At 62.9% G+C, this 15,380-nt stretch carries 18 protein-coding genes; 2 read left to right on the forward strand and 16 right to left on the reverse strand.

From position 1 onward, the window contains the following. Positions 1-25: 25 nt before the first annotated feature. The 12 genes from OKW27_RS23900 to OKW27_RS23955 form a co-directional block, all read right to left on the reverse strand. A complete protein-coding gene (locus OKW27_RS23900) occupies positions 26-1,066 on the reverse strand; it encodes a MucB/RseB C-terminal domain-containing protein (RefSeq protein ID WP_090805408.1) in 1,041 nt (346 codons plus the stop codon). 4 nt (positions 1,067-1,070) lie between these two features. Beyond that, positions 1,071-1,685, reverse strand: coding sequence for a sigma-E factor negative regulatory protein (locus OKW27_RS23905; protein WP_429335075.1), 615 nt, complete (start codon positions 1,683-1,685; stop codon positions 1,071-1,073). A gap of 93 nt (positions 1,686-1,778) precedes the next feature. Further along, positions 1,779-2,378, reverse strand: a complete 600-nt coding sequence (gene rpoE / locus OKW27_RS23910) for an RNA polymerase sigma factor RpoE (RefSeq protein WP_006051939.1) — start codon at positions 2,376-2,378, stop codon at positions 1,779-1,781. A gap of 106 nt (positions 2,379-2,484) precedes the next feature. Beyond that, complete coding sequence (locus OKW27_RS23915) at positions 2,485-2,877, reverse strand: hypothetical protein (RefSeq protein ID WP_429335076.1); 393 nt, start codon at positions 2,875-2,877, stop codon at positions 2,485-2,487. Positions 2,878-2,999: 122 nt separating this feature from the next. Then, positions 3,000-4,256 (reverse strand): beta-ketoacyl-ACP synthase II, encoded by a 1,257-nt coding sequence (fabF, locus tag OKW27_RS23920; RefSeq protein ID WP_090801172.1) that lies wholly within the window; start codon positions 4,254-4,256, stop codon positions 3,000-3,002. Positions 4,257-4,512: 256 nt separating this feature from the next. Then, complete coding sequence (gene acpP / locus OKW27_RS23925) at positions 4,513-4,752, reverse strand: acyl carrier protein (protein WP_004197638.1); 240 nt, start codon at positions 4,750-4,752, stop codon at positions 4,513-4,515. 152 nt (positions 4,753-4,904) lie between these two features. Next, a complete protein-coding gene (gene fabG, locus OKW27_RS23930; RefSeq protein WP_090801174.1) occupies positions 4,905-5,654 on the reverse strand; it encodes a 3-oxoacyl-ACP reductase FabG in 750 nt (249 codons plus the stop codon). A 114-nt stretch (positions 5,655-5,768) separates the two neighbouring features. Next, positions 5,769-6,704: an ACP S-malonyltransferase gene (fabD, locus tag OKW27_RS23935; protein WP_429335077.1), complete on the reverse strand. Its 936-nt coding sequence runs from the start codon at positions 6,702-6,704 to the stop codon at positions 5,769-5,771. A 117-nt stretch (positions 6,705-6,821) separates the two neighbouring features. Further along, positions 6,822-7,811 (reverse strand): beta-ketoacyl-ACP synthase III, encoded by a 990-nt coding sequence (locus OKW27_RS23940; protein ID WP_184028002.1) that lies wholly within the window; start codon positions 7,809-7,811, stop codon positions 6,822-6,824. Then, positions 7,811-8,917 (reverse strand): phosphate acyltransferase PlsX, encoded by a 1,107-nt coding sequence (gene plsX, locus OKW27_RS23945; RefSeq protein ID WP_090801179.1) that lies wholly within the window; start codon positions 8,915-8,917, stop codon positions 7,811-7,813. Before plsX ends, OKW27_RS23940 begins: the two co-directional genes overlap by 1 nt. Positions 8,918-9,040: 123 nt before the next feature. Then, positions 9,041-9,220 (reverse strand): 50S ribosomal protein L32, encoded by a 180-nt coding sequence (gene rpmF, locus OKW27_RS23950; protein WP_027198353.1) that lies wholly within the window; start codon positions 9,218-9,220, stop codon positions 9,041-9,043. Between the two features lie 102 nt (positions 9,221-9,322). After that, on the reverse strand, positions 9,323-9,979 hold the full coding sequence (locus tag OKW27_RS23955; protein ID WP_429335078.1) for a DUF177 domain-containing protein: 657 nt from the start codon (positions 9,977-9,979) through the stop codon (positions 9,323-9,325). 317 nt (positions 9,980-10,296) lie between these two features. On the opposite strand from OKW27_RS23955, the gene OKW27_RS23960 reads away from it, so the two are divergent. After that, positions 10,297-10,914: a Maf-like protein gene (locus tag OKW27_RS23960; protein ID WP_429335079.1), complete on the forward strand. Its 618-nt coding sequence runs from the start codon at positions 10,297-10,299 to the stop codon at positions 10,912-10,914. After that, on the forward strand, positions 10,911-11,630 hold the full coding sequence (locus tag OKW27_RS23965; RefSeq protein ID WP_429335080.1) for an SAM-dependent methyltransferase: 720 nt from the start codon (positions 10,911-10,913) through the stop codon (positions 11,628-11,630). Before OKW27_RS23960 ends, OKW27_RS23965 begins: the two co-directional genes overlap by 4 nt. A gap of 110 nt (positions 11,631-11,740) precedes the next feature. On the opposite strand, the gene OKW27_RS23970 is transcribed toward OKW27_RS23965, so the two are convergent. From OKW27_RS23970 to OKW27_RS23985, 4 genes are read right to left on the reverse strand one after another with little or no spacing between them, the layout of a single operon-like run. Continuing rightward, positions 11,741-12,742 carry a S49 family peptidase gene (locus OKW27_RS23970; RefSeq protein ID WP_429335081.1) on the reverse strand — a complete coding sequence of 334 codons (1,002 nt, stop codon included), beginning with the start codon at positions 12,740-12,742 and terminating at the stop codon, positions 11,741-11,743. A gap of 28 nt (positions 12,743-12,770) precedes the next feature. Next, the gene (locus tag OKW27_RS23975) at positions 12,771-13,187 is read right to left on the reverse strand and encodes a Rieske (2Fe-2S) protein (protein WP_429335082.1); all 417 of its coding nucleotides are present in this window, start codon (positions 13,185-13,187) and stop codon (positions 12,771-12,773) included. Further along, positions 13,184-13,843, reverse strand: a complete 660-nt coding sequence (locus tag OKW27_RS23980) for an HAD-IA family hydrolase (RefSeq protein WP_184027976.1) — start codon at positions 13,841-13,843, stop codon at positions 13,184-13,186. Before OKW27_RS23980 ends, OKW27_RS23975 begins: the two co-directional genes overlap by 4 nt. Further along, entirely contained in the window at positions 13,836-14,885 is a 1,050-nt protein-coding gene (locus OKW27_RS23985; RefSeq protein WP_090801189.1) for an RluA family pseudouridine synthase, read from the reverse strand. Before OKW27_RS23985 ends, OKW27_RS23980 begins: the two co-directional genes overlap by 8 nt. Between the last annotated feature and the right edge of the window lie 495 nt (positions 14,886-15,380).

Consider the following 15,380-nt stretch of genomic DNA (forward strand, 5'->3'; position numbering starts at 1 on the left):
CGAGGGATTTCAGGATTCGGAAGGGTTACTTCGGAGCTTTGTATTCTATGGCAGACGCGAACTGCTGCAATGTGGTTTGGGGCACTTCACCGAGCAGGGTAATCCAGAAGTCGCCCTGACGCTTGACCAGTACGTGCGTCGCGCCGCTATCGCCCGTGCCTTCCTTACGCGTATTTTTCTCGACGGGCTCGACGAACACCGAAATCGCTGCGAGGCCGTCGGAAAACACGGCCTGGTCGACCGGGATCGGAGGCTGCCCCGCCTCGCGCGACGCCATCGGACGACGCAACTGGCGGATCATATGGAAGCCCGGTACCGGCGGCATGATTTGCCAACCCTGCGCGGCCATGTCGACCGGCTCGACTGGCGGACGCACCACCGTCCAGCCCGTGAGATTGCGGATGCCGTTGACGATGCCCGTCTTGTCGACCGGCACGCCGATGCGGACCTGCGAAAACGACAACTGCTCGAGCACCTGACCGCTCGGGTCGAGCGTCTGCGCGCGCAACAGCAGACCGGTCTTTTTGTCTGCCCACAGCTTGTACGCGAAGCGGTACGCGTCTTTCGGATCAAGTTCCATCACGAGGCTGTCGACGCCCGCGACGCGGTCGTCGTCAAGCATCTTCGGCTCGTAGACGGACAGCACCTGCTCGCCGTTCACCGACAGCAGCGCAGGGAATGAGTCCTTGTTCTGCCGTTTTTCGAAGACCACGATACGCCGCTCCGGCAAGAACGTGTACATGTCGTCGTTGTGACGCAGCATTTTGCGCGGCTTGCCGTCGAGGCTTTCGAGCTGCTCGAACTCGCCGTCCGTACGCGTGGAGTAATGTGCGATGCGCGACGTCTGCACGAAACTGCCGCGCTGATAGACGAACGCGCCCTCGTAGTTCTGCTGCTGGGCGGCCTGATGGATGCGATCGAGCAGTTCCGCGGCCGCGCGACGGGCGACGGCAGGATCGTCTTGTGCGAAGACCCGCGGTGTAGCGGACAACAACACGGCTGCGCAGAACAGAAATGCTGGCAACCGCCCCCAGATAGTCGTTTTATTGAACCGCGGAGTCTGCATCAAACTATTGGCCCTGCGTGGAGACTGAGGCAGCGCGAATCAGCGGCATCGAGCCCGCCATCGCCGGTTGTTGCGCGAATTGCTGATGAGCTTCGAGGTACTGATCGAGGCTCGCGTCGCGAATGATGTTGGAGTCTTGCGCGGGCACCGAGGCCATGGCGACACGCTGCACCGCGTCGCCGTGCGATTGGAGCGAAGCGAGCTGGGCACCCGGACCACCCGGCACGCCCTGCAGCTGCGGCACGACGATCCAGGTCAGCGTAGCGGCCGCGGCAGCGACGGCAAGAGCCGGCACGACTCTGCGGCGCAGCCCGAGCAGGCGGCGCGCGACCGATGCAGACGCGGCGGCGGGCGCCAGCACATGCGGCTCGCTTTCCAGACGCGCGGCAAACCCGCTCAGAAAGGCACTGCTCCGTGCGGGGCTGACCGCCAGATCGTCGGAACGTAGCGCGTCGCCGATCAGGTGGTAGCTCGACCAGGCAGCGCGATCATCGCCGCCCAGCTCCGCAAGAAACTTGTCCAGATTCAGATGCTCTTCGCCGAACAACTCACCGTCGACGAAAGCGGACAGACGCTCGCCGTGCGAGCCTGCTTGCGATTGCATCGAGACCGACCCCATGATGCTCCCCATCTTCCAAATACCCCGTAGTGACACCACTAATCCAGATATTGCACCGCTGCCCCGCCAAGCCAGCCGGACGTTCGGAAACGTCTACCAACGCTTGCCTTCGGGGGTGTCAAGCAACGGTCGCAATTTTGCCGCAATGGCTTCGCGAGCGCGGAAAATTCGTGATCTGACTGTGCCAATCGGGCAACCCATCATCTCGGCGATTTCCTCGTAGCTCAAACCCTCAATTTCTCGGAGAGTAATGGCGGTGCGCAATTCTTCCGGTAAAACCGCCATCGCAGCATTGACCGTCTCAGCGATCTGCTTGCTCATCAACATCGACTCAGGCGTGTTGATATCCCTTAGTTGGTCGGCATCGGAGAAAGTTTCAGCTTCTTCAGCATCCGCTTCGGTTGAGGTCGGCGCGCGCCGGCCCTGGGTTGCAAGGTAGTTCTTCGCGGTATTGACCGCAATCCGGTACAACCACGTATAAAACGCCGACTCGCCGCGAAACTGCGGCAACGCGCGATACGCCTTGATAAAAGCGTCTTGCGCGACGTCTTCGACTTCGGCGGGGTCCCGCACGAGACGCGAGATCAGCCGGAGAATCTTGCGGTGGTATTTGGAGACCAGAAGCTCGAACGCGGCCTTGTCGCCCTTCTGGACGCGCTCGACCAGCACCTGATCAATTTCTTTTTCGCTCACCTGATAAATCCGTTAACTTAACTATAGGGCGCACGGCGGGGGACCATTGTAGCGTCCCCCTGGTGAGGGCACGTTACTACGGTAACAGCGGTTACAGTCGTTACAGTCAGGCGCCGGCCGCACGCCGGCCCAGCACGGAAAGTTCGCGGAAAACAGTGGACGGCAGCGCGTCCGCAGCGAGCAGCAGGGAGCGCCTGCGACCCGACGGTGCGCGCATGAGGCCGCGCCTGCGACCACCCTCGGGCTCGAGCTCAAGCACCAGCAAACGGCCGCTCCACTGCGCGCAACCGACCATGCGGCCCCGCGCGAGCAACTCACCCGCGTGGTTCCAGGCGGAAATCTCGCCCATCGCGACATGCAGCGCGATGGCCTGCGCCGCGTCATGCCTCGCCGCGCAGAGCATGAGCAGTGCTGCGACGGCGAGCGTCAACGGAGCGGCCTGCCAAGCGCCCACTCGCGGCGCGAGACAGGTATAAACGGCTAACGTCGCAATCAGCACGAACGCTCCCACCGCGGCACGCATTGCGATAGAGCGACGCAGCGCGATCCGCTGCGCTGCCCTACCCAACGTTGCCGGTGCGGGGGAAAGCGCCGGCGAAGCCGGCGTCGTGAACCGACGCGTCACCCGAGATCAGGCGATCCGGCGCGCTTGAACACCAGCGTGCCGTTCGTGCCGCCGAACCCGAACGAGTTCTTCAGCGCGACGTCGATCTTCATTTCCCGCGCGGTGTTCGCGCAGTAATCGAGATCACAGGCCGGGTCCTGGTTGAAAATATTGATGGTCGGAGGCGACACCTGGTGATGCACGGCGAGCACCGTGAACACCGACTCCAGACCGCCAGCGCCGCCCAGCAGGTGACCCGTCATCGACTTGGTCGAGTTGACGACCATGTTCTTCGCGTGGTCGCCGAACGCCCGCTTGATGCCGGTCGTTTCCGCCAGATCGCCGAGTGGCGTGGACGTGCCGTGCGCGTTCAGGTAGCTCACCTGATCGCCGTTGATGCCCGCGTTCTTCAGCGCTGCGAGCATGCAGCGGCGTGCGCCGTCACCGTCTTCGAGCGGCGCCGTCATGTGATACGCATCGCCGCTCATGCCGTAGCCGCCGATTTCCGCGTAGATCTTCGCGCCACGCGCCTTCGCGTGCTCGTATTCTTCGAGCACCATTACGCCGGCGCCTTCGCCCAGCACGAAGCCGTCGCGGTCCATGTCCCACGGACGGCTCGCGGTAGCCGGATCGTCATTGCGTTGCGACAGCGCGCGCGCCGCCGCAAAGCCGCCGATACCGAGCGGCGACACGGTCGATTCCGCGCCGCCCGCGATCATCACGTCGGCGTCGCCATATTCGATCAGGCGCGAAGCCTCGCCGATGCAGTGCAGACCGGTCGTACACGCGGTAACGATCGACAGATTCGGACCCTTGATGCCGAACTTGATCGACAGGTGGCCGGAGATCATGTTGATGATCGAAGCCGGCACGAAGAATGGCGAAATGCGACGCGGGCCGCGATTGAGCAATTCGGTTTGGGTGATTTCGATCATCGGCAGACCGCCGATGCCCGAACCGACCACCACGCCAATGCGCTCCGAATTCTCCTCGGTGACTTCGAGGCCGCTGTCCCGCATCGCCTGGATGCCCGCAGCCACGCCGTAATGGATGAACGTATCCATGTGGCGCGCTTCCTTACCGGGGATGTAGTCCTCGATATTGAAGCCCTTCACCTCGCCGGCGAAACGAGTCGAGAAGTTCGACGCATCGAACTTCGTGATATTGGCAATCCCAGACTTGCCGGCGACCAGATTGGCCCAGCCATCGGCAACATTATTGCCAACAGGCGAAATCAGCCCCAGGCCTGTAACAACAACACGACGGCGGCTCACGGTAACCCCTTTTTCATAGATGACAAAAAGCAAAAGCCACAGCGGCCACAGGAATCGCCCTGTGTGCCCTGTGGCTGTTTAAGTCGGCAATCGCGCGGAAAGTTGCGCTGTCAACATCGCTGGCTCCTGCGTGGCAAGCGGCGCGACGTATGGTGTGCCAATGGACACGCCCGATAGCGTCGACCCTGCTGGCGCCGGCAAGCGGCACGGCAGGGCGTCATGCGCGGCCCGTGCAGAAACGCAGGCGCGAATGACCTTAGGCCTTGACGTTTGCGCGAGCGTAGTCGATCGCTTGCTGAACGGTGGTGATCTTCTCGGCTTCTTCATCTGGAATTTCCATGCCGAATTCGTCTTCGAGGGCCATCACGAGTTCAACGGTGTCGAGCGAGTCGGCGCCGAGATCGTTCACGAACGACGCTTCGTTCTTGATTTCCGCTTCCGCAACGCCCAGTTGTTCCGCGACGATCTTCTTGACGCGCTGTTCGATATTGTCCATTACCCCTCCAAGGGAAAAGAAGTTCAAAAATACAGGTGCGCGCATTTTATCAGGTTTGACCCGGCAAAAAAGCGGCGCATCGGGTTCCTGTCAACGCATGCGCCTCGTGCTTTCCGCAAACGCATCAAGGCGCGGATAGTAACCGAAATTGGTTACTGCATATACATGCCGCCGTTCACGTGCAGCGTCGTGCCGGTGATGTAGCCCGCTTGCGGCGACGCGAGGAACGCGACCGCGTGCGCGATGTCTTCCGGGCTGCCTAGACGGCCGAGCGGAATCTGCGTTTTCAGCGCGGTCTGCTGCTCTTCGGGCAGCGCCTTCGTCATGTCGGTATCGATGAAACCAGGTGCCACGCAATTGACCGTGATGCCGCGGCTGCCGATCTCGCGCGCGAGTGCGCGCGTCATGCCCGCGACGCCCGCCTTCGCGGCCGCGTAGTTGATCTGCCCCGGGTTGCCGGCCGAGCCGACCACCGACGTGATATTGATGATCCGACCGCCCTTCGCTTTCATCATCGGGCGCAGCACCGCACGCGACAGACGGAACACCGACTTCAGGTTGGTGTCGACCACGGCGTCCCAGTCGTCGTCCTTCATGCGCATCGCCAGTTGATCCTGCGTGATGCCGGCGTTGTTCACCAGCACGTTCAGCGCGCCGAATTCCTTGACGGTGCCGTCGATCAGCGCTTCGGCCGCGGCCGCGTCGTTGACGTCGAGCACCGCGCCGCGGCCGTTCACGCCCGCCGCCTTGAACGCTTCGGTGATCGCTGTCGCGCCGCTTTCGCTCGTCGCGGTGCCGATCACCGTCGCGCCCTGACGCGCGAGTTCCATCGCGATCGCACGGCCGATGCCGCGCGATGCGCCCGTCACGATTGCGATCTGCTTGTCGAGAGTCTTTTCCATCTGTCAGTCCGGATGCCCTTCAAATAGGGCTCATTGATTCTTGTTGATTCGTCTGTCGAGCAATGCCGCGCCAGCGCGGCATTGCTCTGTCGATACCCGTTCGCGAATGCGCGCTCAGTCTGCCGTCACGAGCTTCAGCGTTTCTTCGAGCGACGCCGGATCGAACACCGACGCGCCAACGAGATCGCCGTCGATGCGCCTCGTCAAACCCGCAAGGACCTTGCCCGGGCCGCATTCGATCACGTGCGTGACGCCCTGCGCTGCCATTGCCTGTACGCATTCGACCCAGCGCACCGCACCAGCCGCCTGGCGCACGAGCGCGTCCTTGATTTTGGCCGGCTCGTTGACCACGGCGACGTCGACGTTGTTGATGACGGGAATCGACGGCACCTGCACGTCGATGCTCGCGAGGTATTCGCGCAATTGATCCGACGCCGGCTTGAGCAGCGACGAGTGGAACGGCGCCGACACCGGCAGCGGTAGCGCGCGCTTCGCGCCCTTCGCCTTCGCGACTTCGCAGGCTTTCTCGACCGCGGCTTTGTGGCCCGCGATCACGACTTGCGCCGGCGCATTGAAATTGACCGCTTCGACGACGCCCGCCGCCGACGCTTCCGCGCAGACCGCGCGCACCGTGTCGTCGTCGAGGCCGAGAATCGCGGCCATGCCGCCTTCGCCCACCGGTACCGCGGTTTGCATCGCCTGCGCACGGAAACGCACGAGCGGCACCGCGTCGCGGAACGCAAGCGCGCCGGCCGCGACGAGCGCCGTGTATTCGCCAAGGCTATGGCCGGCGACGAGCGCCGGCGCGGGGCCGCCCGCCTGCTGCCACGCGCGATAGATAGCGTAGGCCGCGGTCAGCATGACCGGCTGGGTATTGGTGGTGAGATTGAGATCTTCGGCGGGGCCTTCGGCGATCAGCTTGCCGAGGTCCTGGTTGAGTGCGTCGGAGGCTTCCTGAACCGTCTCACGCACGATCGCGTAATCGGCGAATGCGTTGAGCATGCCGACCGCCTGCGAACCCTGCCCAGGAAAAACGAACGCGAATTTCATATCGTCCCCAAAATCTGTTTAATCGGATGTGGCGGCCGGCCACGGCTGCCAGATGGCGCGCGGTGTTTTCCGGCCGCACGGGCGCCGCCAGCGACGCCCCGGAATGCGTCGTCCCGCTCAGTAGCGGATGACCGACGCGCCCCACGTGAAGCCGCCGCCGACGCCTTCGATCAGCACGTTATGGCCGCGCTTGATGCGGCCGTCGCGCACCGCGACGTCGAGTGCAAGCGGAATGGACGCCGCCGACGTATTGCCGTGCTCGCCCACCGTGACGACCATGCGCTCCTGCGGCAGGCCGAGCTTGCGGCAGGTGCTTTGCATGATGCGGATGTTGGCCTGATGCGGAATCAGCCAGTCGATCTGCTCGGGCTTCAGATCGGCTTTTTCCAATGCTTCGATCGCGACCTTCTCGAGCACGTTGACGGCAAGCTTGAACACCGCCTGACCGTCCATGTGCAGGAAGGCGCTGCCGGCGACCACGCCGCCATTCACGTTGCCCGGCGTGCACAGAATGTTCGAATGGCTGCCGTCCGCGTGCAGCGCGCTCGAAAGCACGCCCGGTGCGTCGGACGCCTGCAGGATCACTGCGCCGGCGCCGTCGCCGAACAGCACGCAGGTGGTGCGGTCGTTGAAATCGAGAATGCGCGAGAAAGTTTCCGCGCCGACCACGAGCGCCGTGCGATGCTGGCCGCTGCGAATCAGGGCGTCCACCGTCGCCACCGCATAGGCGAAGCCGGAGCAGACCGCCTGTATGTCGAACGCGGCACCGTGATTCTTGATCCTGAGCTTGTTCTGCAGCAGGCAGGCGGTGCTCGGGAACACGAAGTCCGGCGTGGAGGTGGCGACGACGATCAGGTCGATGGACTGCGGATCGATGTCCGCCGCTTCGATCGCTCGCTGCGAGGCGATCAACGCGAGGTCGCTGGTCGTGACGTCCGGCTCGGCGAAGTGACGCGCATGGATGCCCGTGCGCGCGACGATCCATTCGTCGCTCGTTTCAACGCCTTGCCTGGCGAGACGCTCAGCCAGATCCTGATTGGTGACGCGGTTGGGCGGCAGACAGCTGCCGGTGCCCAGCACGCGGGAGTAGATTGTGGATTGAGCCATTATGCCTTCGAGGATTGCGCAGCGTAGGGCTCGGCCGGCTGGCCTGCGATCGGGCTTGCGTGACCCGCACCGCTTGCGTCGCGCGCCGCCTGTTCGAGAGAACTCGCGTTCTCTTCCATCGCTCGCGCAAGGCGCTCCAGCACGCCGTTTTTGACGGCATCATACCCGCGTTTGATAGCCCACTCAAACGCGTAGGCATCGGCTGAACCGTGGCTTTTGATCACGAGACCGCGCAAGCCGAGCAGCGCGGCGCCGTTATATTGCCGATGATCGACGCGTTTCTTGAAGCGCATCAATACCGGCAGCGCGAGCACCGCCATCACCTTGGTCAGCCACGAACGGCCGAACTCTTCCTTGATGATGTTGGACAGCATCTGCGCGAGACCTTCCGACGTCTTCAGCGCGACATTGCCGACAAAGCCATCGCAGACGATCACGTCGACGGTGCCCTTGTAGATGTCGTCGCCTTCGACATTGCCATGAAAGTTGAGTGTACTCGCACGCAGCAGTTCGCCGGCGCGCTTGATGATGTCGTTGCCCTTGATGACTTCTTCGCCGATGTTGAGCAGGCCGATGGTGGGCCGCTCCTTTCCTTCGAGCGCGGACACGAGCGCGTGCCCCATCTCGGCGAACTGCAGCAGATGCTGCGGCTCGCAGTCGACGTTGGCGCCCAGGTCGAGCATCATCGTATAGCCGGTGGGATTAGGCAGTGCAAACGCGATGGCCGGGCGTTCGATGCCCGACAGCGTTTTCAGCACATAGCGCGAGACCGCCATCAACGCGCCGGTATTGCCGGCGGAAATGCAGGCTTGCGCCTCGCCTTCCTTGACGCGGTTCAGCGCCACGCGCATCGACGAATCTTTTTTCTTGCGCAGCGCGACCTCGACCGGGTCGTCCATCGCGACGACCTCGGTAGCAGGTACGACGGTCAGCGCCGGCAGATCCTGAGCCTTGAGCTTCTTCAGCTGCGCACGAATCGCACTTTCAATGCCGACGAGCAGCAATTGCGCGTCGGGATGCGAACGAACGAAGTTGACGGCAGCGGGAACGGTCACGGACGGGCCGTGGTCGCCTCCCATGCAATCTATCGTGAGCTTTACTGTCATGGAGTGCGACGAATTTCAGACACAAAAAAGCGGCAGTTGAATGCCGCCTTTTTGCCGAACCGGGAAAATGTCAAGCGAGCCGATCGCTACGCGAAACGCCACAGGGCGCATCGCAGTCAACGATTAGTCGTTCTTCGTCTTGACGACTTTCTTGCCGCGATAGTAGCCGTTCGGGCTAATGTGGTGACGTAGATGCACTTCGCCCGTGCTCGGCTCGACGGCCATCGGCGCTGCCGTCAGGAAATCGTGCGAACGGTGCATGCCGCGCTTCGACGGCGACTTCTTGTTTTGTTGAACTGCCATGACTAAAACTCCAAAAAATTTTTCGAATTCTAACACAGCCCGACACGGACTTAACCACTGGCCGAATGGCCAATGCGCCCGCATCGCGCCCCCTGCAACTGTTTAGCGCTTCTTGCCGCCCGGTTCGTCGCGTTTCAGACTTTCGAGCGCCGCGAACGGATTGCGCCGCTCGCTGGACTGGTCCGGCTTGCTGGCATCGCCAGCTTCTGCCTGCGCGGCTTCGTCGCCCTCGCCTTCGCTACCGTCCGTGCCCGAGACAAGGCTCTCGTGCACTTCGGGACAGACCTCGTGTTTGGGCACGAGCGGCAAGGAAAGCAGCAACTCTTCTTCGATCAAGTCGATGAGATCGAACTGGCGCGAGCCGACGACCACCTCGACTTCATCCTCGTCCAGCGGAAACTCTTCGGCTTCCGCCTCCGTATTGACGATCCGGTAAGTTGCATCGACGTTGAACGCCTGCGAATACGGCGTCAAGCACCGCTGGCATTCGAGCCACGCGGCACCGTGAATCGCCAGCCGCAGATAAGGCTGGGAACCTTCGGTGCCATCGTCCTGCAACTCCGGCTGCATCGTCCCTTCGGCCTGCCATGTGAACGCGGTGTCGCGATCTGGCGCTTCCGCCGGGACTTCGTTTAACATGCGCGGCAGTTGCGAGACGCGCACGACACCCGCGGCCTGACGCCCGCTCCGCGCAAATTCGAACAGATCGAGTTCATGCGGGTCGGACAGACCTGCAGGTTTGCCAGGATGTTGAGTCATGTGCGCTCCTGCGTCGGCAAGCATGTTGCCGGGGTGATTCGCGAAGGATGATCAGATCCGCCGCGACGATAATCCGGTGTGCGGGGCAGCCAGTGGGGCCCGCGGCCGTTGCGTTCACCCTGCCGGGCTTTCTTCAACCTTCCGACTGCCGAAAGTGCCGAAAGCCGCTGAACGCGCCGAGACCCTTCAAGTGCAAGCATACCGTGAAAAGCCCGAAATCATATCCGTTTTGTCTTTTCGAGTCAAACACTTAAGCCCGTACGTACGGGAGCCTCGCGCGACCCCGTACGACCCGCCGCTCCCGTTGCCCGCAAACTATGCCTGAATCCTCCAAACGCCCGCCACGCCTGATTCTGGCGTCGAGTTCGCGGTATCGCCGCGAGTTGCTCGAACGCCTGCGCGTGCCGTTCGACGTCGTCGTGCCTGCGATCGACGAAACCCCGCTCGCCGCCGAAACGCCCGAAGCCACTGCGCTGCGCCTCGCCGAAGCCAAAGCGCGTGCGGTCGCCCAAGGCCTCGCCGCCGACGAACACGCGTTCGTGATCGGCTCCGACCAGGTCGCCACCTACGACGGCCTGCAGATCGGCAAACCCGGCACGCACGACAGGGCGCTCGCGCAATTGCAGGCGATGCGCGGCCGCGACGTGTTGTTCCACAGCGCGCTGTGTCTGTTCGACAGCGCGACGGACAGCGCGCAAACGATCGACGTGATCACCCGCGTGCGCTTTCGCGATCTGCCGGACGCGGCGCTCGACGCCTACCTGCACGCTGAAACACCGTACGACGTGGCCGGCAGCGCCAAATCCGAAGGGCTTGGCATCGCGCTGCTGGAGGCCATCCATTCCGACGACCCGACCGCGCTCGTCGGCCTGCCGCTTATCGCGCTGTCGCACATGCTGCTCGCGGCCAACTACCCGCTTTTGGGGGCCCGATGACCGGTACGCTCTATCTCATTCCCAACACGCTCGGCGAAGGCGACGCAAGCGCGCTCGATCTGGTACTGCCCGCGCCCGTACGCGCCCGCGCGGCGTTGCTGCACTATTACATTGGCGAAAACGCCAAAACCACGCGCGCGTTCCTGAAGAAAGTCGGCCCCGATCGGCCGATTCAAGAAATCGAGATTCGCGAACTGAACGTCAATACGCCGGCCGGCGAAATCGACAAGCTGCTCGCGCCGCTGCTGTCGGGCACCGATGCGGGCCTCGTCTCGGAGGCTGGCTGCCCGGCAGTCGCGGACCCGGGCGCGCTGCTGGTGCGACGCGCGCACGAGCGCGGCGTAAAGGTCGTGCCGCTGGTCGGGCCGAGTTCGATTCTGCTCGCGCTGATGGCATCGGGGCTGAACGGCCAAAGCTTCGCGTTTCACGGCTACCTGCCCGTCGACGCCACCGAGCGCGCCAAACGTCTGCGCGATCTCGAGCAGCAGTCGCGCAAGAGCAAGCAAACGCAGATCTTCATTGAAACGCCGTACCGGAATCGCGCGCTGCTCGATACCTTGCTCGCGACCTGCGCGCCGTCGACGCTGGTCTGCGTGGCGGTCGATCTGACGCTGCCGAGCGAACTGATCGCAAGCCGGAGCGTCGCCGACTGGAAAAAGAAGGCGGAGATCGACCTGCATAAGCGGCCGGCGATTTTTCTGATTCTGGCGGCCTGAACGTAGACACCGGCCAGGCAACCGAGGGCGACCAGGCCCGAAACTCACAACGCAAAGTCCGCGCGATCGGCCAAAACCGACCGCGCGGGCGTCTTTTTAAAACTGTGGATTCAACGCAGATTCATTTTCGCGCCGAGCGCCATCGCCCGAACCGCGCCGGCGCCGATGGCCGCGCCGAATTTGCGGGCAACGCGATCCGCAATGCTCTCTTTCACCGTGTAATCGACGATATCCGGCGCCTTGAAGATCTCACGCGCGACGTAATCTGCATCGCCAAAACCGTCCGCGAGTCCAAGTTCGACGCTCTTCTGCCCCGTCCAGAATAGACCCGAGAACATGTCCGATGTCTCATGCAGACGCTTGCCGCGCCCTTGACGCACCGCGTCGATGAACTGCGCGTGGATCTGATCGAGCATAACCTGCGCATGTTCGTCCATCTTCGGCGTTTCGGGCGAAAACGGATCAAAAAAGCCTTTGTTCTCACCCGATGTGTGCAGTCGGCGCTGAATCCCCAACTTGTCCATCAGGCCGGTGAAACCAAAGCCGTCCATCAGCACGCCGATCGAACCGACGATACTCGCCTTGTCGACATAGATCTTCTCCGCCGCCGCGGCCGCGTAGTAGCCGCCGGACGCGCACATGTCGCCGACCACGACATACAGCGGAATAGACGGATATTTGCCGCGCAATCGCCGAATTTCGCTGTTGATAATGCCCGCTTGCACTGGACTGCCGCCCGGGCTGTTGCAATAAAGAATCACGCCGGCTGTATCGGAATCCTCAAACGCGGAATCGAGTGCAGTGTTGATATCTTGGGCGTTCGCACTCGTATCGGTCGCGATCTCGCCATCAAGCGAAACCATTGCCGTATGACGGCCAGTCGTGGCGACCCGCTCGCCCGAGAAGTTCAGCGCACCCCATACCGCCAGTGCGAGCACTACGAGGAACAGGAAGCGGAAGAAAATCCGCCAACGTCGCGAGGCGCGTTGCTCGTTGATCGCGGCCAGCGCGATGCGCTCGAGCGCGGCCCTTTCCCAGCCGGGCTGGTCGGCGGGTGCACGGGAGCCGCCTCCCGAGGCAGGGTCTTTTTCGGGGGTCAAGTTGTCGGACATGCGGACAGTGGAAAATTGGAAGAGGAAATCAGCGCGTAACCGGCAGCAAATCGCCGTCAGGCAGCCAGAATACCGCACGGCCCTCGAGCGTGTCGCGTTCCTCGACCTGCACGGGACGCAATCTGCCCCCGCGACACGGACCACCGACGCATTTGCCCGTATCCGGCGCGTAAATCGCGCCATGTGTCGCGCACATCAAGTATAAGCCGGACGATTCGAAGAACTGCCCTTCCTGCCAGTCGAGCTCCATCGGCACATGAGCGCAACGGTTCAAATAGCCGTAGGCGCAGCCATCATAGCGGACGAAAAACACCACGGCATCCTGCCCGCCGAGCCGCGCGTCGCGCCGGATGCCGTCGCCACCGTCGACCAGCTCGTCGGCCGCGCAAATGCGCACTGCCTGCGCAGCCGCGGCAGTAGTAGTATCCACGCCGTCGGCGCTCATGCGTTCTCCCGCAGCCAACCGGACAGATCGCTGATGCTCGACGCCACGAACTTCGGTGACATCGCATTCAGCGAATTCGCCGGATGCGCGCCATAAGTCACGCCAATGCCCGCCACGCCGGCGTTGAGCGCCATCTGCAGATCGTGTGTCGTATCGCCGATCATGACCGTGCGCGCCGTATCCTGCCCCAATTCGCGGGTGAGCTCGTGCAGCATGGCCGGATGCGGTTTCGAGAAGGTTTCGTCAGCGCAGCGCGTGCCGTCGAACAGGCTCGTCAGGCGCGCCTGGTCAAGCGCGCGATTGAGCCCGACGCGGCTCTTGCCGGTCGCGACCGCGAGCAGATAGCCGACGTCGCGCAACTCCTGGAGCATCTCGCGCACGCCGGGGAACAGCTCCGTAGTCTGGTCTTTTACAAGAAAATGAAAGCGGTAACGCTCAGAAAGCCGCGGGTAGTCGGCCGGATCGAGCGTCGGCGCGGCAATCTGCAGCGCGTCGCGCAGGCCGAGGCCGATGACGTAGCTCGCGGCTTCGTCCGCGGGAACCGGCAGGCGGAGATCGCGGCACGCCGCCTGGATGCTGCGCGTGATATGCGCGGTGGAATCCATCAGCGTGCCATCCCAGTCAAACACGATCAGATCGAATTGCTCTCTAGCCATGCAAGGTCGTCTCCGGGTTGAACCCAGTGCGTAGTTCGTTGAGTTGTTCTATAAAGCCGCGGCAGTCGGCAGGCAGCGGTGCCTCCAACTGCAGCGGCGCGCCCGTCGCCGGATGCGTGAGCTTGAGCCGGTAAGCGTGCAGAAACATCCGCTTGATGCCGGGCTTCGCGTTGGCGCGCGCAAGCGCCTTGTTCAGCGCGAAATCGCCATATTTGGCGTCACCGACGATCGGTAGTGCCAGATGCTGCAGATGCACGCGAATCTGGTGCGTACGCCCCGTCTTCAGTTCCGCCTCCAGCAGCGCATATTCCGGCCAGCGCTCGACCAGATTGAAGATCGTGTGTGAAGCGAGGCCATCGGCCTGCACGCGCACGCGGCGCTCGCCGTCGGCGGTCAGGTACTTGTGAAGTGGCTCCTTTACCGCGCGGCGGCGACCCCAGTCGCTCGCCCATTCGCCGTGCACGCACGCGTAGTAGCGCTTGTCCATCCGGTTATCGCGAATCTGCTCGTGCAGATTGACGAGCGCCGCGCGCTTCTTCGCGAGCATCAGGATGCCCGAGGTCTCTCGATCCAGTCGATGCACGAGTTCCAGGAATTTCGCCTGCGGCCGCGCCTCGCGCATCTGCTCGATCACACCGAACGCGACACCGCTGCCCCCGTGGACCGCAACGCCGGCCGGCTTGTCGATCACGAGCAGATGCTCGTCTTCGAACAGGATGTGAAAGCGCGGCGCGGGCACGGGCACGCGGGCTGCGGCCTGATTCGGCTGCGCGACGCGGATCGGCGGCACACGCACCAGATCGCCCAGTTCGAGCCGGTACTGCGCGTCGATCCGGCCCTTGTTCACGCGCACTTCACCGCTGCGCAGGATGCGATAAATATGGCTTTTCGGCACGCCCTTGCAGACGCGCAGCAGGAAATTGTCGATGCGCTGACCAGCCGAGCGGTCGTCGATTTCGATCAGCGAAACCTGGTCGCTTGAAACCGAGTCTTCGACCGCGCCTGCAACCGATCTCTGGGATGTTTTGCCTAACTCTTTCATTCTGAATATAATTTGCCCAGCAGTCCGCGACGGCCGGCGCAGTGTCCGGAATGCGGCGGATTGCGCGAGCGCAAGCGATAAACCGTTATTTTACTTGCGCCGGGGTCTGGTTGCTCGCCCTGAAAATGAGATGCAACAAGTTGCACGCACGAAGTCAGCTCCCGGCAGGGACGGCGCCCGCAGGCGCGTTCGGTCAAGGTCGGCTTCGACGGTAACGGAATTTTGGTAAAAAAGAATTTAGCTTTCAGCTTCGTGATCCGGGTGGTATGACGCCCAGCTGGACGAAGCTGCAAGTCGCGAAAATACGGCGTGCGCCCAAGGCGTCTTGTAGAAAGTACAAGACATGGCGACGTCAAAAGAAGGCGAGACACCCCCAGCAGGAAAAGACGCGCCGCCTGCGCGAACTTCCCGTTGCGGCATGACCGCGGACTTCGGCCCTTTGCTCGCGCGCCCATTTGGCGCGCCGGCTTCAGAGGGCGAAGACTTATGAAGGTC

Source organism: Paraburkholderia sp. 35.1, from assembly GCF_050436525.1.
Classification (GTDB): domain Bacteria; phylum Pseudomonadota; class Gammaproteobacteria; order Burkholderiales; family Burkholderiaceae; genus Paraburkholderia; species Paraburkholderia tuberum.